This window comes from Streptococcus sp. OH4692_COT-348, from assembly GCF_003859975.1.
Taxonomy (GTDB): domain Bacteria; phylum Bacillota; class Bacilli; order Lactobacillales; family Streptococcaceae; genus Streptococcus.
Genome location: NZ_RQZB01000007.1, coordinates 79,797 through 101,131, shown reverse-complemented (window position 1 = coordinate 101,131; position 21,335 = coordinate 79,797). Strand labels below are relative to the sequence as shown.

Below are 21,335 nucleotides of genomic sequence, written 5' to 3'. Positions count from 1 at the left end.
TTATTTTCTTTTATCACAAACTTCATTCTAGTATAGGATACACTTTTCTTGATTCATTATCATTTTTTTAATCATTTACTCTCCAACTCATTTAAAATCTCTGTGAAATCATTAAAAATTCTAGCTAGTTCCTAACTAGAAAATAGTTACCTCTATTTTGAACAGAATGAAGTAGATAGCAACTAACATTCTTTAAAAGAGAAGGATTTTCTATCCACTTTATTCTCCCTAACTGTGCTATACTTAATTTAGTACATTCTTTGAGATTGGAGCTAGTATGAAAATCCATAAAACTGTGAATCCTGTTGCCTATGAAAACACCTATTACCTAGAAGGTGAAAAACACCTCATCGTTGTCGATCCTGGTAGCCATTGGGAAGCCATTCGTCAGACAATAGAGAGCATCAACAAACCGATCTGCGCTATTCTCTTGACCCACGCTCATTATGACCATATCATGAGTCTGGACCTAGTTCGCGAAACTTTTGGCAATCCTCCTGTCTATATCGCAGAGAGCGAAGCTAGCTGGCTTTACACTCCAGTCGATAATCTCTCTGGTCTCCCTCGTCATGATGATATGGCAGATGTGGTTGCAAAACCAGCAGAGCACACCTTTGTCTTTCATGAGGAATACCAGCTTGAGGAATTTCGTTTTACAGTTCTACCGACCCCAGGGCACTCTATTGGCGGTGTTTCTCTGGTCTTTCCTGATGCTCATCTAGTCTTGACGGGAGATGCTCTATTCCGAGAAACCATCGGACGGACAGACCTTCCTACAGGTAGCACGGAACAACTCCTCCATAGCATTCAGACGCAACTCTTCACCCTACCAAACTACGATGTCTATCCAGGACATGGTCCAGCTACGACTATCGCCCATGAAAAGACCTTTAATCCTTTTTTCTAGCAAGCAAAAAACCAAGGAATTTTTATCCTTGGTTTTTGTATATTGCTATTCAATTCTCCATTCTTTGATCTTAGAATCTAGTCTAGTATTGAATTTCATCAAATACTAGTTGACTGGCTCAAATTCTTTCCAATCAAATTTAGCTAAATCAAGTGCATTAGAAGAAATCTCTAAGATTTGCTCTGGCTTTTGATCACTACCAATTTGAAAGATACCTTCCTTAATCTTCTGTACTCCGTCTTTATCAAAAGCATACAGACTTAAGTTCATTTCTGGTCGTGTTGACTGCCAGTCTGCATATCTGACTTGGCCATTTTCATAAATGACTAGACTAGAACGAAAGCCTCCCGCAGAAGCTACATAAGCTGTATGAAGTAACTTGGGTTGTTTATTCTCTAAATAGTAAATGGCTCCTATATATTTTTTATCTCCAATAATTAATTCATCCTGACCATCATTATTTAAATCAGCAAACACATAATGAAGACTAGCTGGTTTATCGTAGGTGCTTAGTGTAAAGATATAGCCATACTCTTCAGAAAAAATCTTGTTCTGTTTCAACTTTTCATACAAGGATTCTCGGTCACCACTACTTAAAAGTGCCTGATAGTGATTGTACCGCTCTATTACTTCCTTGTACAAATCTTTTCCTGTTTCGCTTTTCGTTTCCATTGTTGTTGACGGCGTTGCCATTGAAGAACTTGTACTAGTTTGGCTCTCTGACTTCGTAGAGCTTTCCTTCTGTTCCTCTTTGGTAGAAGATGATTGTGTTGCCGAAGGTTCTATTTTTTCATCTTTTTTGTTTGCACCACAAGATGCTAAAACAAAAACAGTAAGAATAGCTGAAAGCATCATTAAAAATTTCTTCATGTTAACCTCTTTAACCCATCCTATGCAGATTTACGGTTTTTAGTATTAGATTGGATTCATTACCAAATAATCACGCGGTCTTCTGGTGAACGCCACATACCGTCTCCTTCTTTGACATCATAGGTTGTAAAGAAATCATCGAAGTTTGGTACTTGTACATTGACACGGAGTTTGGCTGGTGCGTGCACATCGACACTAGCCAAAAGTTTCATAAATTCTGGACGACCTTTCATGCGCCAGATGCGACCGAAGTTGTAGAAGAACTCTTCTGCTGAGAAGTCTGGTTCTCTCTTCGCTGCTTCAAGCGCTGCAGCGATTCCTCCCAAGTCAGCCACGTTTTCTGACACAGTCAATTTACCGTTGATGGTTGCTCCATAAGAATCCTGTCCATCAAACTGGTCAATGACTTTTTGTGTTTTCTCTTTGAAGGCAGTATAGTCACTCTCTGTCCACCAGTCCTTGAGACTACCATTTTCATCAAAGGAAGCTCCGTTGGTATCAAAGGCGTGGGAAATTTCATGGGCAATAACTGCACCAATACCACCGTAGTTAGCAGAAGATGACTGATGCAAGTCATAGAAAGGAGCCTGTAAAATAGCCGCTGGGAAGACGATCAGATTCTTCTGTGGATTATAGTAGGCATTGACCATATGAGCAGGCATGCCCCATTCCTTGTAGTCTACAGGTTGATTCCACTTGCTCCAACTGTGCTTGATTTCCACACGCCCAAAGGCTAGAGCATTGTCAAAAAGACTAGCAGTCTCATCCACTACCTTGTCCTTATAGCGTTCTGGCAATTCTTCTGGGTAACCGATATAAGGCTTGATAACATTGAGTTTAACGATGGCCTTGTCACGAGTTTCAGGAGTCAGCCAGTCATTTTTAGCCAAGCGTTCCTTATAGACATCAATCATAGTTGCCACTTTTTTCTCTACATCTGCCTTGGCCTCTGGAGAGAATTTTTCATGGGCATACCATAGACCCATGGCTTGTTTGAAAGGACCTTGTGCTAGTTGATAAGCTGCCTTGACCTTGTCTTTGGCTTCTGGAACTCCAGAAAGCGCACGGCTATAGGCACCTGACAAGACACGGATTTCTTCTGTTAAATAGCTGGTTGAGAGATTGACAACACTCAAAATCAAGGTTGCCTTAAGGAGAGGCCAAGTCTCTTCACTGTAGAATTGGTCTGCTGCTTGCCAGAAACGTTCCTCGTCTACGATAACCTTGTCTGGTACTTGTCCAAGAACAGCTTGGAAGAAGTCATCCAAAGGTAGGGCAGGCGCAAATTTCTTGAAATCTTCATAAGAATATGGATGGTAGAGCTTAGCATACTCTGAACTTTCTTCATTAGAGAGCACTACTGACGCAACTCGACGGTCCAATTCTAGTCTTTTCTCTAGCAAGTCTTCAATTTCTTCATCAGAGAAATCATAAGCCTTGAGGAGATTTGCGCTGGTTTCTTTCCAAAGAGTCAAGAGTTCTTCGCGTTGAGGATGGTCTTCTGCATAGTAGGTCGTATCTGGCAGGATCGTGCTTGGAGCGCTAGCCCATAGAACATTGATTCTGGCATCCATAAAGTCTGGCGATACACCAAAAGGAAGGAAATTAGGTTTTCCTGCAAGCTCAAACTCTGCTAGTTTGGCAGTGAAATCTGCAAAAGTCTCCAATTCTTGGAATTCTTTAAGAAGTGGTAAGACAGGTTTAATACCGTCAGCTTCTCTCTTGTCAAAATCACGAACTAGGCGGTGGTATTTGACAAAGTTTGCTAAGATAGCATCCTCAGGCACCTCTTCTCCTGCCAACCACTTGTCTGTTGTCGCCAACATCAAGTCTTCAATTTCCTGATCTAAATCAACAAAACCTCCCGTTTGAGATTTATCTGCTGGGATTTCAGCAGTCTTCTGCCATTCTCCATTGATTGCATCATAAAAATCATCTTGATAACGTGTCATCTTGTTCTCACTTTCATTTGTACTTGTTTTTAGCTTAACAAAAATTACCTGGGAATGCAATTAAAAATGAACTGATATTTTCTATTGTTTTTCAGTTATTATTTTAATTTTTTCAAAAATTAACTTGACTTAATTTTTTTTTTAAGGTATATTAAGAGTTAGGAGGAATACAAGTTTATGATACGTATCGAAAACCTCAGTGTCTCCTACAAAGAAACGTTGGCACTTAAGGATATTTCACTAGTGCTCCATGGACCAACAATTACTGGTATCATTGGTCCGAACGGTGCTGGAAAATCAACATTATTAAAAGGTATGCTGGGAATTATCCCACATCAAGGTCAGGCATTTCTCGATGACAAGGAAGTTAAAAAATCCTTACACCGAATCGCCTATGTCGAACAAAAAATCAATATCGACTACAACTTTCCCATCAAGGTCAAGGAATGTGTCTCGCTAGGACTATTTCCTTCTATTCCTCTCTTTCGCAGTTTAAATGCTAAACATTGGAAAAAAGTAGAGGAAGCCCTTGAAATCGTCGGCCTAGCTGACTACGCTGAACGTCAAATCAGTCAACTGTCTGGAGGTCAATTCCAGCGGGTCTTGATTGCCAGATGTTTGGTGCAGGAAGCCGATTATATCCTCTTGGATGAACCCTTTGTTGGGATTGACTCTGTCAGTGAGGAAATCATCATGAATACGCTGAGAGATTTGAAAAAAGCTGGTAAGACGGTTCTCATCGTTCACCACGACCTCAGCAAGGTTTCCCACTACTTCGATCAAGTCTTACTTGTCAATCGAGAAGTGATTGCCTTTGGTCCAACCAAAGAAACCTTTACCGAAGCCAATCTCAAAGAAGCTTACGGTAATCGACTCTTTTTCAATGGAGGTGACCTATGATTGCAGAATTTATCGATGGATTGCAAAAATTCCATTTCCTACAAAATGCCTTGATAACAGCTATTGTCGTCGGGGTCGTAGCTGGAGCTGTGGGATGTTTCATCATTCTACGTGGGATGTCACTCATGGGAGATGCTATTTCACATGCTGTCTTACCAGGTGTAGCCCTCTCCTTTATCTTGGGAGTTGACTTCTTTATCGGAGCCATTGTCTTTGGATTGCTAGCTGCTATCATCATTACCTACATCAAGGGGAACTCGATTATCAAAAGCGATACCGCCATCGGCATTACCTTTTCTTCTTTCTTAGCCCTCGGTATCATCTTGATTAGTGTCGCTAAAAGTTCAACTGACCTTTTCCATATCCTTTTTGGTAATATTCTAGCCGTCCAAGATACGGATATGTTTATCACTATGGGCGTAGGGGCGGTCATTCTCTTGTTAATCTGGATTTTCTTCAAGCAACTCTTGATCACTTCCTTTGATGAACTTCTGGCTAAAGCCATGGGAATGCCTGTCAATTTCTATCACTACCTCCTCATGATACTCCTGACTCTCGTGTCTGTGACAGCCATGCAAAGTGTCGGAACTATCCTGATTGTAGCCATGCTGATTACCCCAGCTGCAACTGCTTATCTGTATGCTAATAGCCTGAAAAGTATGATTTTCCTTTCCTCAACCTTTGGAGCTACAGCTTCAGTTTTGGGACTCTTTATTGGCTATAGTTTAAACTTAGCAGCTGGTTCTAGCATCGTACTTACAGCTGCTAGCTTCTTCTTAATCAGTTTCTTTATCTCTCCTAAACAACGATATTTGAAACTGAAAAATAAACATTTGTTAAAATAAGGGGCAAAACCCCAATAAATTGGAGGATCTAATGAAAAAATTAGGTACATTACTCGTTCTCTTTCTTTCCGTTATTGCTCTTGTAGCATGTGCTAGCGGAAAAAAAGATGCAGCTTCTGGTCAAAAACTAAAAGTTGTTGCTACAAACTCAATCATCGCTGATATTACTAAAAATATTGCTGGTGACAAGATTGATCTTCACAGTATCGTTCCGATTGGACAAGACCCACACGAATACGAACCACTCCCTGAAGATGTTAAGAAAACTTCTGAGGCTGACCTCATTTTCTATAACGGTATCAACCTTGAAACAGGTGGCAATGCTTGGTTTAGCAAATTGGTAGAAAATGCTAAGAAAACTGAAAACAAAGACTACTTTGCAGTCAGCGAAGGCGTTGATGTTATCTACCTTGAAGGAAAAAATGAAAAAGGTAAAGAAGACCCACACGCTTGGCTTAACCTTGAAAATGGAATTATCTTTGCTAAAAATATCGCCAAACAATTGAGCGCTAAAGATCCTAGCAACAAGGAATTCTACGAAAAAAATCTCAAAGAATATACTGATAAGTTAGACAAACTTGATAAAGAAAGTAAGGATAAATTTAATAACATCCCTGCTGAAAAGAAACTCATCGTAACCAGCGAAGGAGCATTCAAATACTTCTCTAAAGCCTATGGTGTCCCAAGTGCCTACATCTGGGAAATCAATACTGAAGAAGAAGGAACTCCTGAACAAATCAAGACCTTGGTTGAAAAACTTCGCCAAACAAAAGTTCCATCACTCTTTGTAGAATCAAGTGTGGATGACCGTCCAATGAAGACTGTTTCACAAGACACAAACATCCCAATCTACGCACAAATCTTTACTGACTCTATCGCAGAACAAGGTAAAGAAGGCGACAGCTACTACAACATGATGAAATACAACCTTGATAAGATTGCTGAAGGATTGGCAAAATAATACTCTTCGAAAATCAAATTCAAACCACGTCAGCGTCGCCTTGCCGTACTCAAGTACAGCCTGTGGCTAGCTTCCTAGTTTGCTCTTTGATTTTCATTGAGTATAAACCTCTGAAAAACGTCATTCTTTTCCGAATTGGCGTTTTTTCTATGCCCACATTTTCAGTCAAATCATTGGAAAATTCCGACTGTTTCAGCTAAAATGGAAGAAAAAAGATTGGAGTATCCTATGGTAACTTTCCTCGGAAATCCTGTTAGCTTTACAGGTAAACAACTACAAGTCGGCGACAAGGCACTTGATTTTTCTCTCACTACAACAGACCTGTCTAAAAAATCTCTGGCTGATTTTGATGGCAAGAAAAAAGTCTTGAGTGTCGTGCCTTCTATCGATACAGGTATCTGCTCAACTCAAACGCGTCGTTTTAATGAAGAACTGGCTGGACTGGATAACACGGTCGTCTTGACTGTTTCCATGGACCTCCCTTTTGCCCAAAAACGTTGGTGTGGTGCTGAAGGTATTGAAAATGCCATCATGCTCTCGGACTATTTCGACCAGTCCTTTGGACGTGATTATGCCCTCTTAATCAATGAGTGGCACCTATTGGCACGCGCAGTCTTTGTCCTCGACACCGACAATACTATTCGCTACGTTGAATACGTGGACAATATCAATTCTGAACCAAACTTCGAAGCCGCAATTACAGCTGCTAAAGAACTAAATTAGAAGCCATTGTGGCAGATAGCTAGAGAAATCTAGCTTTTTTTGATATACTAGATAAAGATATTAGACAAGAGGAAACGAATGACCCCTAATAAAGAAGATTATCTAAAGTGTATTTATGAAATTGGCATAGATTTGCATAAGATTACCAACAAGGAAATTGCGGCTCGTATGCAAGTCTCTCCCCCTGCCGTAACTGAAATGATTAAACGGATGAAGAGCGAAAATCTCATCCTTAAGGACAAGGAATGTGGCTATCTACTGACGGACCTTGGGCTCAAACTGGTCTCAGAGCTCTACCGTAAGCATCGCTTGATTGAAGTTTTTCTAGTCCATCATTTAGACTATACGAGTGACCAGATTCACGAGGAAGCTGAGGTATTGGAACATACTGTCTCTGAGCTATTCGTGGAGAGACTAGAAAAATTGCTTGGATTCCCCAAGACCTGCCCTCACGGAGGAACTATTCCCGCCAAGGGAGAACTCCTGGTTGAAGTCAATAACCTGCCACTAGCTGACATCAAGGAAGCTGGCGCCTACCGCCTGACTCGTGTGCACGATAGTTTTGACATTCTCAATTATTTGGATAAGCACTCACTTCACATCGGTGACCATCTCCAAGTCCAGCAGTTTGATGGCTTCAGCAATACCTTCACTATCCTCAGTAAAAACGAGGATTTACAAGTAAGTATGGACATTGCCAAACAACTCTATGTCGAAAAAATCGACTAATTTTTCAAGTACCCTACCAACCCTGAAAGTTTTATTTTCAGGGTTTTATTTCTATCATTTGATTTTGCTTTCATTTAGTTGTATAATATTTTTTAAAAAAAGAAAGATATTTTAATATATGAAAAAATCACTAAAAATTTTTGCGACATCCAAATGGTTTGACCTCTTCGGGGTTGCTTTGGTCGTTGGGATTGCGATTGCATCTGGTTACCTCAACTCACGTCTCGACAAATTTGTAGATTGGGGCCCCTGGACTGCCCTTGTTCCTTTTGGATTGATTTCCGTAACCAACGTTGGGATTTCCATGTTGTCCACTCGTTTCACGGGAAAATTAAGCAAATGGGGAAATTACTTTGGCATTGTTAATACCATTTTATCTGGTACCATTGACTATATCCTTGGAAATAAGGCGGCCATTATCACCTATCCTGTCACCTTCCTCATTTATACCTTTGCTATTAAGAAATGGGAAGCTTCGCAAGAAGGCAGACCCAACCAAATGAGCCAAAAACAGGTAAAATTGGCAGCCATGATCATTTCCATCATCGCCTTCCTCTTTGCCTTTGTGACCAACTATATCGGCTATGAAGGAAAGATGAATCTCCTTGCCTACGTAACAACTATTGCCTTTGCACTGTCCCTCATTGCCAATGCTTTTAACGCATTGAAACTAACAACTCAGTGGGGCTTTTGGTTGATTTACAATTTTGTTCAGCTGACAAAAGCTGGTATTCAAGGAAATTTTGCCAATATCGGAAAATACATCTTTTATATCCTCAATGCAATCGGAGCTTTATTTGTCTGGAATGATGAAGAGGTGGAACAATAAGAGGGAAATCAAATAAAGAAATCTAACAGAATCTCCTTACTAAAATTTTTATCATTTTAGTTGTAACTCCCATTCTTTTGGAGTAGAATGAAGCTAGATAAAAGAGGGAGGTCATCTTATGAAAAAACTCTTTAGACTCCATTTTACAACAATTGCAGTTATTGATTTGCTACTATTGGCATTTTTTAGCAAAAGACCCGAGACATCTTTGGAGTGGCTCTTGCTCTCTGGTTTTATTTTCCTCCTTGCTCAGAGTCTACTACTATTTCGCTTGGTCGTCCGACTCAAACATCAATTCGCTGAGATTTATCCTCAAATCAATAAAAAGATTCGCTTCTACTATTTAGGGGTTCTCTCCATTGATTTTCTATTTTTTGTCCTTTTAACCTTCGTTAGTTCTCAGCGTTTTCCCTCTCTTATGCCAATCATCACTGCTTGTCATTCTACTTTATATTATATGACAGCTGACTACCTAAGAGAAAACTATCCAGACTTTTACGATAAACACGTCTCTTTATGGGAGTGTCTCTAAGGAAAAGGAGGTTTTGGCATGGAAAAATCATCTACACCAAAACCATTCAACTCCTTGTCATTGATGGAATCATGCTGGCATTTTTGACATTTAAAGAGAGACTCACTTGGGATTGGATTTTGATTTATAGTGGTTGGCTTATACTCAATGAAAATCAAAGAGTAAACTAGGAAGCTAGCCGCAAGCTGTACTTGAGTACGGTAAGGCGACGCTGACGTGGTTTGAAGAGATTTTCGAAGAGTATTATTTTCTTTCATCCTGTACTACTTACTTATCTTTCTAACCAACTTTGTGACCACTTTAGTCAACTCTATTCCCAGATTAGACCGAGATTCTGGCGTTTTGCCTTACAAATCCTTCTATGGGATAGCCTGATGATTCTCTTCTTGATATGTTTAAGTGGTTTCCCACTTTTCCTTCAGGGCACTCTCCTCATCCTAGGACATCTCATCCCTTCCTATCGCACTTGCCAAATCCTGAAAAGATACTTTCCAAAAGCCTATCAGGAACCGATTTCATTTTGGAGTATTTTGTAATAGATGAGAAAAACCAAGCCTGCTGGGCTTGGTCTTTCTTATCTATTTTTAGTATCAAGGATAATGGTAACAGGTCCGTCATTGACCAGCTCAACCTGCATATCCGCTCCAAAAATGCCTATCTGAACGGGCACTTCTTGCGCTAATTTTTGATTGAAAGCATCATAGAAGTCTGATGCCATATCCGGCTTGGCCGCACCTGTAAAGGCTGGACGATTGCCTTTCTTAGTATCCGCAAAGAGGGTAAACTGAGAAATAGAGAGGATTTCTCCTTCAATATCTTTGACAGACAGGTTCATCTTGCCTTCTACGTCTGAAAAAATCCGCATATTGACCAGTTTTCTCACGGCATAATCCAAATCTTCCTCTTGGTCCTCTGGTCCAACACCAACCAGCAATAAGAGTCCCTGATTGATTTTTCCCTGAACCTGACCTTCGATACTCACTTGGGCTTTTGTAACCCGTTGAATAATGATTTTCATAATAGCCTTTCTAGTAAGAGCTAGGCCAATTAGCCGTTGGTCCGTTTGACAGAGTAAACTTCTGGCACACTCTTAATCTTGTCCACAACCGTGGTCAGTGTAGAGAGGTTGGCAATGCCAAAGGATACATGGATATTAGCAAATTTCATATCCTTGGTTGGTTGGGCGTTGACTGTTGAGATATTCTTGGTTGTGTTTGAAAGAACTTGCAGTACATCGTTCAACAGTCCTGTACGGTTGAGGCCATAGATATCAATATGGGCCATATACTCCTTATTTGAGTTTGAATACTGGTCTTCCCATTCCACATCAAGGAGACGTTGCTCGTAGTTTTCTTGGGCGCGCAGGTTCATACAGTCCACACGGTGAATAGCCACACCTCGACCCTTGGTAATGTAACCGACAATATCGTCACCAGGAACAGGATTACAACACTTAGCAATCCGCACTAGGAGACCTGAGGCACCTTCAATGACCACTCCACCCTCATGCTTAACCTTGAGGGTTTCTTTGTTTTCAACCTTGATCTCGCCACCTTTGACAAGCTCTTCTGCTTCCGCCTTGGCCTTGGCACGTTCTTCCTCACGACGTTCCTTTTCAGTCAGACGGTTAAAGACCGTAATAGCTCCAATTTCTCCAAAACCAATAGCCGCAAAGAGGGATTCTTCTGTCTTGTAGCTGGTCTTTTGCAGAACTTGGTCCATATGACGCTTGTCCATGAATTTATTGGCCACATAGCCATTTTCTTGGAACTGAGCCATCAGCATTTCACGGCCCTTGTTGACAGACAATTCCTTATCTTGATTTTTAAAGAACTGACGAATCTTATTGCGCGCCTTGCTGGTCTTGACCATATTGAGCCAGTCACGGCTAGGTCCAAATGAGTTAGGGTTGGTGACAATTTCAACCTGATCACCTGTCTTGAGCTTGGTTGTCAGTGGAACCATACGGCCATTGACCTTGGCACCAGTTGCTTTTTCCCCGACTTTTGTATGGATTTCATAGGCAAAGTCAATCGGTCCTGAATCTTTTGGAAGAGAGCGGACAGCTCCATCTGGGGTAAAGACGTAAATCTCCTCAGCCAGATAGTTTTCCTTAACTGAATCGACAAATTCCTTGGCATCATCGGCCTGGTCTTGGAGCTCCATCATCTCCTTAATCCAGTTCATCCCAATAGCTGATTCCTTGCTGTTAACCTGCCCCTTAACGCCTTTCTTATAAGCCCAGTGAGCCGCAACCCCGTACTCAGCTACCTCGTGCATAGCCTTGGTCCGAATCTGGAATTCAATCGGCCCTTTTGGCCCATAAACAGTCGTATGGATAGACTGGTAACCATTGGCCTTGCGATTAGCAATATAGTCTTTAAAGCGACCTGGCATCGGTTTCCAAAGCTCATGCACATAACCAAGCATGGCATAAACATCACTTTGGGTATCCAAAATACAACGAATAGCAATCAAATCATAGATTTCCTCAAAACGTTTTCTCTTATCCTGCATTTTGCGGAAAATCGAGTAAATATGTTTGGGACGACCATAAATCTTCCCTTTCAAGTGACGATCCGTTGTATAGTTTTCTAATTTTGTGACCACCTCATCCACCAAGGCTTCACGCTCTCTGCGCTTTTCCTTCATCATATGGGTAATCTTGTAAAACTCCGTTGGATTTAGATAACGGAAAGATAGGTCTTCCAACTCCCATTTGACACTGGAAATCCCCAAACGATGGGCAAGTGGAGCATAGATTTCCATGGTTTCTTTGGAAATGCGCTCCTGCTTGTCTTTTCGAAGGTGTTTCAGGGTCCGCATATTGTGCAAGCGGTCAGACAGTTTGACCAAGATAACACGGATGTCCTCAGACATGGCCATGAGCATCTTGCGATGATTTTCCGCCAATTGCTCCTCGATCGATTTGTACTCGACCTTACCAAGTTTGGTAACCCCATCGACGATTACCCGCACATCAGGGCCAAACTCTCTCTCCAAATCATCCAAGGTCGCATCTGTATCTTCTACCACATCATGCAAGAAACCACAAGCAACCGTTACGGCATCTAGCTTAAGTTTGGCTAAAATCCCTGCCACTTGGATAGGGTGAATAATGTAAGGTTCGCCAGATTTCCTATACTGGCCACTGTGGCATTCAACAGCATAGACTAAGGCCTTATGGACAAAAGCAACATCTTCTTTTGATAAATATTTTTGCGTTAAAGCGACAACCTCATCGCCCGTCAAATTCACTTCTTTCGGCATCTCTACTCTCCAATTCTTCCTACCATTTTATCACTTTTTTAAGAATATGAAAACTAGAAAATTCCCTCTCAATCAATCCACATTTCAAAAAACACTGCCAGGTTTCTCTAGCAGTGTTTTGACATTTCATTTATCTTAATAAACTGTTCTTTCAGTTTCTACATCGAAGAAGTGGGCTTTGTTCAAGTCAAATCCAAGTTCAACTGTTGCGCCTGTTTGCAAGTAGTCACGAGCATCAACTTTAGCAACGAATTCATCTTTACCAACTTGGCAGTATAGGTGAGATTCTGAACCAAGCAATTCTGATACAGAGATAGTCGCTTTTACAACTGATTCTGGGAATGTTTCAAGGAATGCTTCCTCTGCATTCACGTCTTCTGGACGAATACCGAAGATCAATTCTTTACCTTCGTAGCCTTTTTCACGAAGAACTTTCAAAGCGCCTTCTGGCACTTTCAAACGGAAACCGTCTGAAACAATTTCGCTACCAACTAATTTCACATTAATGAAGTTCATAGCTGGGCTTCCAACGAATCCTGCAACGAATTTGTTAACTGGGTTTTTGTAAACTTCTTGAGGAGAACCGATTTGTTCTACACGTCCGATAGTACCTGTACCAGCAGGGTTCTTAGTTGCTGACATGATAACGATACGGTCTGCAAGTGTCATTGCTTCTGTTTGGTCGTGAGTTACGTAGATAGTTGTAGCTCCGATACGACGGTGGATTTTAGCGATTTCAGCACGCATTGATACACGAAGTTTTGCATCCAAGTTTGACAAAGGTTCGTCCATCAAGAATACTTTTGCATCACGGACAATGGCACGCCCCATGGCAACACGTTGACGTTGACCACCTGAAAGGTCAGCAGGTTTACGTTCCAAGAATTCTTTCAATCCAAGGATTTCAGCTGCTTCTTGCACACGTTTGTCAATGTCTTCTTTGCTGTATTTACGCAATTTCAAACCGAAAGCCATGTTGTCATAAACAGTCATGTGTGGGTAAAGAGCGTAGTTTTGGAATACCATGGCGATGTCACGGTCTTTTGGAGCTACGTCGTTGACAACCACGCCATCGATAGATGCAGTACCTTCTGTGATGTCTTCAAGACCAGCGATCATACGAAGAGTTGTTGATTTACCACATCCTGAAGGACCTACGAAAACGATAAATTCTTTGTCTTTAATGTTCAAGTTGAAGTCTTCAACTGAGTAGTGTTCGCTGTTTGGATATTTTTTGTAAATATTTTTAAGATTTAATTCTACCATGAGGTGAACTCCTTTTGTCTTTTGATAGTTTCATTATAGATGAAAACGCTTTATCTTTCTATGGCAAAGTGACCAAAAAAACAAAAAAGTTCTGTGCAACTTGCACAAAACTTTAGAGAATATCTGGCAAAATCAACTGATAACACAGGGTCAGGTCTGTCAATTCCTTCAACTGAAGCCCTGTCAATTCTTCCCACTTATCAATCTTGTATTGGAGAGAATTGCGGTGCAGATAGAGTTGCTGGGCTGTTTTAGTGAGAACAGCACTATTTTCCCAAAGGGAGAGAATGATTTCCTGAATCTGGTCCTGATCCAAAATCATCTGGTGCAAGCATTCCTTGATTGCTCTCAGGTTCACAAGTCTGTCTCCCATACTCCAAAGATAGAGTTGTGAAAAAGTGTGAACACCTTGGTGACCCTGACGCCACCAAATCTTAAACAAATCCCGCTCTGCTTTGATTAAGCCTGACAGGGCTTGATGTCCTGTCTGAGACCAAACCTGGCCCAACATGATGGATAGACGAAGTCCAAAGTCATACTCAACCGCTTCAATCGTATCACTTAAAATAGCTCGTACAGAAGTGTACTTATCTTGTTGCAGCACGAAAACATAGTCCTGAGCTCCGACTTGAAGCACCGTCTGACAGTTAGGAAAAAGGGTCCTCATCATATCCAGCCAAGAAGCTAGATTTTCCTGCTGAAAATAGGAAAGATGACAATAAACCAACTGAATCTTTTTAAAAGCTTGCGGTGCCTGTCCCTTGCCCTCAACCAGATAAGAATACCAAGGATTGAGCGAACGAGCCTGCTCCTGCTGAGTCAAAAGCGAAATCAACTGCTTTTCACGCTCACTGAGACCAGTTTCCTCCAGCAAAATCCACTGCTGAGAAGCTAAAGGGAGAGTAAGATAGCCCTCTTTCTCTACTGGTTGGTCTGAAATCTGAGCCTCAGGAAACCAGTCTTGTAGTTCTTTTGCCATCATGTCCTAGCCCTCCACTTTTTGGATGCACCACGAAATCAAGCTCTCAAGACGTTCCAGATTTTCAGTCATATGGAGATAGCCCATGACTGCTTCAAAACCTGTGGACATACGGTAAGTCACTACATCAGCATTTTTAGCCTTTGTGTGACTATTGGTATTGCGACCACGTTTATAGATTTCTTCTTCTTTATCCGTTAGAACTTCTTCTTCTAACATAAGGGAAATCAAGTGTGCCTGAGCCTTGGCTGACACATACTTGGTCGCTTCTTGGTGGAGTTTATTGGGCTTGGTCATGCCTTTGAGGATGAGGTGGCGGCGAATATACATAGAATACACCGCATCTCCCTCAAAAGCTAACGCAATCCCGTTAATGAGATTGACATCAATCACGTGTCCACCTCACTCCATCTTTGGTGTCAAGAAGCTTAATTCCCTGAGCAGCCAATTGGTCACGGATCTGGTCCGCTGTCGCAAAGTCACGATTGGCACGCGCTTCTTGGCGTTTTTGAATCAAGTCTTCAATCTCTGCATCCAAAACTTCCTCAACAAAGACAATTCCAAAGACTTCTAACATAGCCGCAAGAGCTTCCTTAACACTTGCATCATAATTGCCAGAGTTAATCCACTTGGCCATTTCAAAGACAACTGTGATACCATTAGCAGCGTTGAAATCCTCATCCATAGCAGCTACAAACCTATCTTTAAAGTCTTGTAACTCTTGAGCATCTACAGTTCCAGTAAATGGTTGCTCGTAAGTATTCTTCAGATACTTGAGATTGGTCTCCGCATCCCGCACTGCCTTTTCCGTAAAGTTGATTGGCTTGCGATAGTGTTGAGTCGCAAAGAAGAAACGAAGCACTTGCCCATCTAGGGTTTTAAGGGCATCGTGCACTGTGATAAAGTTACCCAAGGACTTGGACATCTTGACATTATCGATATTGACAAAGCCATTGTGCATCCAGTAGTTAGCAAAGGTCTTGCCTGTTTTGGCTTCTGACTGGGCAATTTCATTGGTATGATGAGGAAACTCGAGATCGGCTCCGCCACCGTGGATATCAATGGTATCGCCCAAAATCTCTGTTGACATGACCGAACACTCAATATGCCAGCCTGGACGACCAGGTCCCCAAGGACTATCCCAAGAAATCTCGCCTGGCTTGGCAGCTTTCCAGAGGGCAAAGTCTACAGGATTTTCCTTACGTGCCGTTTCTTCATCGGTACGACCTGAAGCACCTAGCTCCAAGTCTTCCAAGGTTTTATTGGCCAACTTGGCATAGTTATGAGATTTTTCCACACGGAAATAGACATCTCCTTGGCTCTCATAAGCAAAACCTTTTTCAATCAAGTCTTCCACAAAGCGGATGATGTCAGCCATAAACTCCACCACACGAGGATGGCGAGTCGCAGGTTTGACGCCCAAGGCCGTCACATCCTCACGAAAGGCAGCGATGTACTTGTCCGCAACCTCCTGAGGCGTGATGCCTTCTTCCTTGGCACGGTTGATAATCTTATCATCCACATCCGTAAAATTGGAAATATAGGCAACCTCGTACCCACGATACTCAAAATAGCGACGAATGGTATCAAAAGCCACCGTCGAACGAGCATTCCCCACGTGGATATAGTTATACACGGTTGGCCCACAAACATACATCTTGACTTTGCTGTCCTCAATCGGGACAAACTCTCGCAAATCACGAGACATGGTATCGTAAATTTTAATCATGCGGTCCACTCCCTTCTCTATTTCTGACTTTTTCGGCTGAAAACCAGCTCTGCAAAAGGACCAAATTGTCTGAGTCTATCCAGTTGATAAAAGCGCTGCCCTTCCTCTTGGGTAAAGAGGGGAACCCCCTTTCCTAGGATAAGGGGCGCTATCTGAATAATGAGGTGGTCGAAAAGATCCGCATCCAAGAGCGGTCCTACTAAGGAATTACCACCAATCACAAAGACATTTTTGCCTTTGTCAATCTGGTGAACAAAGTCCACCACATCCCCAGCTACTGGCTGGTAATTGCTGACAGGCAGGTTTCTATCATGCGTAAAGACATAGTTTTCCGTAGCTTGATAAAAACTTTCTACATCTTGCAAATCTTGGATTTCCTCAAAGGTCCGCTTGCCCATGATGGTGATATCCATTTGCCTGTAAAAGTCATCATAGCCTGTATCCTCTACAGAACCAAGCTGATGCAGCCAGTCTATCCTGTGCTGGCTGTCTGCCAAGTAGCCATCCATGGTGATACAGCCATAAAAATATACTGCCATTCTTGTAGTTTCCTTTCTAGTTCTGCTTCGCCTTCACTTAGCGGGATAGACCCAAAAGATTATACCTAAGCTAATGAAAGTATTCAGCAAAATCCTTTCTGGACAAGAAAAATAAGCCAGACAACAGCAATTCCAATCTGCAGCAGAAAGGTTCATTCTTAAACATTCAAGCGCCTCTCTTGTCTACTTCCGTCTCAAGGTGTAATAGATTTTAATCATAAAATAATAGTCAAGAAAACTAAAATCCGAGAACAGTTAGTTTCATCACTAAGAGTTCAATTGAATGTCAGTCCGAATGTCTCTACACTTCGGAATCCCTTGCTCCTTTATCATTCAGATAAACCACCTGAGTCTGTTTGACAAAACCAATTTTTTCATACAAGCGTTTGGCACCTACATTGCTATCTTCCACGGCAATCTGAAATTCCTTATCATTTTGCTCAATTAGTTGGTTGACAAGGGATTTTGCTAAATAGCTTCCATAGCCTTTTCCACGTTCAGGTTCCGATATTGCTAAACCGTAGAAATAATTCGTATCGCTCGATAAATCAACCGTGCAAGTTCCAATAACCTGATCGTTTTTTAACAAAATATATAAGCGACTTTCTGGATCCTTCAGAGCTTCAGCGACATATCTATCCACAATCTCTCTAGACTCATGTTCCTCTGAAAATGCCTGAAATTTTAACTGACTAATTTGATTTTGATACGAACTATCTGCTAACAAAACTTCAAGATTGGAAAGCTTTTCTAACGGATAAGGTCTTCTATCCTTACCTAACCAGGTTTCTGTATCCTCGTCCTCGACCAATCCCCAGTTGCTGACAAAATCAGGATAACGGTCTAGAAAAACACGCTCTGTCTGAAAAATAACTGAACGAATAGGGAAAGAAGCCGTTTCTTTCTCAAAACTAGTAAACAATGCACGCGCAATCCCCTGATGGCGATGACCTGGATGAACCAGTATCGTCACTTCTACATCTTGGTCATCTGCATAGACAGTTAATAAACCAACAAGTTCGCCTTTTTCATAATAAAGGAAAAAGGCGGGCATGTTTGGATCAAAATTAAGCATGTTAGAGAGATAGAGATCACGATAGGTACCGTCATAGTTTTGGCAACAGTTAATTAGTTTTTTCGCCTCAGATAACTCCTCTTGGCTTAACTTGTTTCTTGCTTGAATCATATAGCTATCCTCTACAAACCAGACGATCTGTGACTGGCTTCACGGGCATGCTCTAGCTTGTCTAGATAGTATTTCCGTTTCTCCTCTACCTCGTGAATGGTTGGCTCGTCTTTCTCACCATGAACTCGGACGATCTTAGCAGGAATTCCGACCACTGTCACATCACTTGGAACATCTGCAACAACTACTGCTGCTGCACCGACTTTGGCATTTTCACCGATTTCAACGGGTCCAATGACTTGGGCATGAGCTGATATCAAGGCTCCCTTTCGAACAGTAGGATGGCGTTTTCCACAGTCTTTCCCTGTTCCCCCAAGAGTCACTCCGTGATAGAGAAGAACGCCTTTTTCAACAATCGCTGTCTCTCCAATCACTAAGCCAGAACCGTGGTCAATAAAGACACCTGAATCAATCTGAGCTCCTGGATGAATCTCAATCTGAGTCCAAAAGCGCCAGAACTGACTGTGCATACGAGCCAGTAGTTTGAAGCCATGCTTCCAGAGAAAATGCGAGAGACGGTGGGCCGCCAAGGCCTTGACACCTGGATAAGTCAGCAAAACCTCCAAAGTGGTGCGGGCCGCTGGATCATTTTCTTTTACGATATCAATGGTTTCGCGCCACCATCCCATACATTTCTCCTTTTCTTATTCTGAATCTTTTGGTGTTTCTGTAAATTCTTTCTTAGGTTTGTGGTCCTTGTGATGACGTGGGCGGTGAGGTCTCTCAGACTTTTCGCCTTTTTCATCACGTTCAGGTTTTGGAGGACGAGGAAGAAGAGCTTTCATAGAAGCATCCACACGTCCTTTTTCATCAATCTTAATAACCTTAACATCAACTTCATCCCCGATTGCTACCAAGTCTTCGACATTATTGGTACGAGTCCAAGCCATCTCAGAGATATGAACAAGGGCATCTGTCTTATCAAAGAGGTTAACAAAGGCACCAAATTTCTCGATACGAACGACTTTAGCACGGTAAACTTCGTCCACCTTAGCTTCACGAACCAAACCAGCAATGATTTCCTTCGCACGGTTAATGGCAGCTTGGTCGCTAGAGTAGATAGATACATTTCCTTCTTCATCGATATCAATCTTAACGCCTGTTTCAGCGATAATCTTGTCGATGGTTTCTCCACCCTTACCGATGACAATCTTAATCTTGTCCACATCAATCTTGATGGTATCAATTTTTGGAGCAGTTGGAGCCAATTCTGGACGAACTTCTGGAATGGTTGCTTCAATCACATCAAGGATTTCAAAACGGGCTTTCTTGGCTTGGGCAAGTGCTTCTGTCAAGATTTCTGCAGTAATCCCTTGAATTTTGATATCCATTTGTAGGGCTGTAATCCCGTCACGAGTTCCTGCAACCTTGAAGTCCATGTCTCCAAAGTGGTCTTCCAAACCTTGGATATCTGTCAAGACTGTGTAGTTATTTCCATCTGAGATGAGACCCATGGCAATACCAGCTACTGGCGCCTTGATTGGCACACCACCAGCCATAAGGGCAAGAGTTCCCGCACAGATAGAAGCTTGAGATGAAGAACCATTTGATTCCAAGACCTCAGCTACCAAGCGGATAGCATATGGGAATTCTTCCAAACTTGGCAAGACTTGAGCAAGAGCACGCTCACCAAGGGCCCCGTGACCGATTTCACGACGACCTGGTGCACCATAACGACCAGTTTCCCCTACAGAGTATTGTGGGAAGTTATAGTGGTGCATAAAACGTTTCTTGTACTCTGGATCCAAACCATCGATGATTTGAGTTTCCCCCATCGGAGCCAAGGTCAAGACTGAAAGAGCTTGAGTTTGTCCACGAGTGAAGAGACCAGAACCGTGCACACGAGGAAGGAAGTCAACAACCGCATCCAAAGGACGGATTTCATCGACCTTACGACCATCAGGACGAACCTTATCTTCTGTAATTAAACGTCGCACTTCTGCGTGTTCCATTTGTTCCAAGATTTCAGCCACATCACGCATGATACGGTCAAATTCTTCGTGGTCTGCATATTTTTCTTCGTAAACAGCTGTTACTTGGTCCTTAACTGCTTGAGTTGCAGCTTCACGAGCCAATTTTTCTTCTACTTGGACCGCTTTTTGGAGGTCACTGTTGTAGGCTGCGATAATTTCAGCTTGCAAGTCAGCGTCCACATGAAGCAATTCCACTTCTGCTTTTGCTTTACCGACTGCTGCAACGATTTCTTCTTGGAAAGCAATCAATTCTTTGACTGCTTCATGTCCTTTGAGAAGGGCTTCCAACATGATTTCTTCTGACAATTCTTTAGCACCAGATTCTACCATGTTGATGGCGTGTTTAGTTCCTGCTACTGTCAATTCAAGGAGAGATTGCTCTGCCTGTTCTTGCGTAGGGTTGATGATGATTTGACCATCCACATAACCCACTTGGACACCAGCGATTGGACCGTCAAATGGAATATCTGAAATGGAAAGTGCCAAGGATGAACCAAACATAGCTGCCATTGGTGCAGAAGCATTTTCATCATAAGAAAGCACGGTGTTGATGACTTGGACTTCATTACGGAAACCTTCCGCAAACATGGGACGGATTGGACGATCAATCAAACGTGCTGTCAAAGTCGCATCCGTTGAAGGACGTCCTTCACGCTTCATAAAGCCACCAGGAAACTTCCCAGCTGCATACATTTTTTCTTCGTAGTTGACTTGAAGAGGGAAGAAATCCCCAGTTGCCATTTTCTTAGACATAACGGCTGCAGTCAAGACAGTTGACTCACCGTAACGCACGACAACAGAGCCATTTGCTTGCTTGGCAACCTGACCAGTCTCTACAATTAACTCACGACCCGCAAAAGTCGTTTGAAACACTTGTTTTGTCATTTTAATCCCCTTTGGATTGATGAAATTATACGCCTTGCCTACAAAGATCAAGATATTTTGGACGGTTCGGCTTGCCGAACATTTCTGTAGAAAAATAGGAAGATGACGCCGCACTCGATGAGTGCTAGGAAGCTTATCTTTTTTCCTAGAGAAATGAGGTCAAAATTCAATTAAGAATCTTTGATAGCGTGAAATATCTTTTAAATACTCACTCTGTTCGTGTTTTTTGAAACACACATTATCAGATTTTGTTTAAAAAA

The 21,335-nt window shown here is 42.0% G+C and carries 21 protein-coding genes and 1 pseudogene; 9 read left to right on the top strand and 13 right to left on the bottom strand.

What is annotated here, in order from left to right:
* Positions 1-277 precede the first annotated feature (277 nt).
* Positions 278-907, top strand: coding sequence for an MBL fold metallo-hydrolase (locus EII37_RS05810; RefSeq protein WP_124787909.1), 630 nt, complete (start codon positions 278-280; stop codon positions 905-907).
* A 105-nt stretch (positions 908-1,012) separates the two neighbouring features.
* Here EII37_RS05810 and EII37_RS05805 read toward each other — a convergent pair whose 3' ends face one another.
* Together EII37_RS05805 and pepO are read right to left on the bottom strand one after the other, a co-directional pair.
* Positions 1,013-1,777, bottom strand: coding sequence for a lipoprotein (locus EII37_RS05805; protein WP_124787908.1), 765 nt, complete (start codon positions 1,775-1,777; stop codon positions 1,013-1,015).
* A 59-nt stretch (positions 1,778-1,836) separates the two neighbouring features.
* Positions 1,837-3,729: an endopeptidase PepO gene (pepO, locus tag EII37_RS05800; RefSeq protein WP_124787907.1), complete on the bottom strand. Its 1,893-nt coding sequence runs from the start codon at positions 3,727-3,729 to the stop codon at positions 1,837-1,839.
* Positions 3,730-3,906: 177 nt separating this feature from the next.
* Here pepO and EII37_RS05795 point away from each other — a divergent pair, with 177 nt between their 5' ends.
* The 7 genes from EII37_RS05795 (at position 3,907) to EII37_RS05765 (ending at position 9,248) form a co-directional block, all read left to right on the top strand.
* The gene (locus tag EII37_RS05795) at positions 3,907-4,629 is read left to right on the top strand and encodes a metal ABC transporter ATP-binding protein (RefSeq protein ID WP_033686841.1); all 723 of its coding nucleotides are present in this window, start codon (positions 3,907-3,909) and stop codon (positions 4,627-4,629) included.
* A complete protein-coding gene (locus EII37_RS05790; protein WP_000559791.1) occupies positions 4,626-5,474 on the top strand; it encodes a metal ABC transporter permease in 849 nt (282 codons plus the stop codon). The genes EII37_RS05795 and EII37_RS05790 overlap by 4 nt, the downstream gene beginning before the upstream one ends.
* Positions 5,475-5,505: 31 nt before the next feature.
* On the top strand, positions 5,506-6,435 hold the full coding sequence (psaA, locus tag EII37_RS05785) for a metal ABC transporter substrate-binding lipoprotein/adhesin PsaA (RefSeq protein ID WP_102211362.1): 930 nt from the start codon (positions 5,506-5,508) through the stop codon (positions 6,433-6,435).
* Between the two features lie 228 nt (positions 6,436-6,663).
* A complete protein-coding gene (tpx, locus tag EII37_RS05780; RefSeq protein ID WP_124787906.1) occupies positions 6,664-7,158 on the top strand; it encodes a thiol peroxidase in 495 nt (164 codons plus the stop codon).
* Positions 7,159-7,236: 78 nt separating this feature from the next.
* Positions 7,237-7,887, top strand: coding sequence for a metal-dependent transcriptional regulator (locus EII37_RS05775; protein WP_124787905.1), 651 nt, complete (start codon positions 7,237-7,239; stop codon positions 7,885-7,887).
* 118 nt (positions 7,888-8,005) lie between these two features.
* On the top strand, positions 8,006-8,716 hold the full coding sequence (locus EII37_RS05770) for a nicotinamide mononucleotide transporter (RefSeq protein ID WP_169435198.1): 711 nt from the start codon (positions 8,006-8,008) through the stop codon (positions 8,714-8,716).
* A 118-nt stretch (positions 8,717-8,834) separates the two neighbouring features.
* Entirely contained in the window at positions 8,835-9,248 is a 414-nt protein-coding gene (locus tag EII37_RS05765; RefSeq protein ID WP_124787904.1) for a hypothetical protein, read from the top strand.
* Here the strand turns inward: EII37_RS05765 and EII37_RS11375 are convergent.
* Positions 9,245-9,505: a hypothetical protein gene (locus EII37_RS11375; RefSeq protein ID WP_223336319.1), complete on the bottom strand. Its 261-nt coding sequence runs from the start codon at positions 9,503-9,505 to the stop codon at positions 9,245-9,247. The two genes, EII37_RS05765 and EII37_RS11375, sit on opposite strands and share 4 nt — an antisense overlap.
* On the opposite strand from EII37_RS11375, the pseudogene EII37_RS11495 reads away from it, so the two are divergent.
* Positions 9,494-9,784, top strand: a pseudogene (locus tag EII37_RS11495) (hypothetical protein); the annotation flags it as partial. The gene EII37_RS11375 and the pseudogene EII37_RS11495 overlap by 12 nt on opposite strands.
* Before the next feature lie 38 nt (positions 9,785-9,822).
* On the opposite strand, the gene dtd reads toward EII37_RS11495, so the two are convergent.
* From dtd to pnp, 10 genes are all read right to left on the bottom strand, one after another.
* Complete coding sequence (gene dtd / locus EII37_RS05745; RefSeq protein ID WP_124787902.1) at positions 9,823-10,266, bottom strand: D-aminoacyl-tRNA deacylase; 444 nt, start codon at positions 10,264-10,266, stop codon at positions 9,823-9,825.
* A 29-nt stretch (positions 10,267-10,295) separates the two neighbouring features.
* Complete coding sequence (locus EII37_RS05740) at positions 10,296-12,518, bottom strand: bifunctional (p)ppGpp synthetase/guanosine-3',5'-bis(diphosphate) 3'-pyrophosphohydrolase (protein ID WP_124787901.1); 2,223 nt, start codon at positions 12,516-12,518, stop codon at positions 10,296-10,298.
* A gap of 135 nt (positions 12,519-12,653) precedes the next feature.
* Positions 12,654-13,784, bottom strand: coding sequence for an ABC transporter ATP-binding protein (locus tag EII37_RS05735; RefSeq protein ID WP_124787900.1), 1,131 nt, complete (start codon positions 13,782-13,784; stop codon positions 12,654-12,656).
* Positions 13,785-13,896: 112 nt separating this feature from the next.
* Positions 13,897-14,766, bottom strand: coding sequence for a helix-turn-helix domain-containing protein (locus EII37_RS05730; RefSeq protein WP_124787899.1), 870 nt, complete (start codon positions 14,764-14,766; stop codon positions 13,897-13,899).
* 3 nt (positions 14,767-14,769) lie between these two features.
* Positions 14,770-15,156, bottom strand: a complete 387-nt coding sequence (locus EII37_RS05725) for a Mini-ribonuclease 3 (protein WP_124787898.1) — start codon at positions 15,154-15,156, stop codon at positions 14,770-14,772.
* Positions 15,149-16,492, bottom strand: coding sequence for a cysteine--tRNA ligase (cysS, locus tag EII37_RS05720; RefSeq protein WP_124787897.1), 1,344 nt, complete (start codon positions 16,490-16,492; stop codon positions 15,149-15,151). The genes EII37_RS05725 and cysS overlap by 8 nt, the downstream gene beginning before the upstream one ends.
* Positions 16,493-16,509: 17 nt before the next feature.
* A complete protein-coding gene (locus EII37_RS05715) occupies positions 16,510-17,031 on the bottom strand; it encodes a dihydrofolate reductase family protein (protein ID WP_124787896.1) in 522 nt (173 codons plus the stop codon).
* A gap of 301 nt (positions 17,032-17,332) precedes the next feature.
* A complete protein-coding gene (locus tag EII37_RS05710) occupies positions 17,333-18,217 on the bottom strand; it encodes a GNAT family N-acetyltransferase (protein WP_124787895.1) in 885 nt (294 codons plus the stop codon).
* 11 nt (positions 18,218-18,228) lie between these two features.
* The gene (gene cysE / locus EII37_RS05705; RefSeq protein WP_124787894.1) at positions 18,229-18,846 is read right to left on the bottom strand and encodes a serine O-acetyltransferase; all 618 of its coding nucleotides are present in this window, start codon (positions 18,844-18,846) and stop codon (positions 18,229-18,231) included.
* Positions 18,847-18,861: 15 nt separating this feature from the next.
* Positions 18,862-21,075, bottom strand: coding sequence for a polyribonucleotide nucleotidyltransferase (gene pnp, locus EII37_RS05700; RefSeq protein WP_124787893.1), 2,214 nt, complete (start codon positions 21,073-21,075; stop codon positions 18,862-18,864).
* Positions 21,076-21,335: the final 260 nt, after the last annotated feature.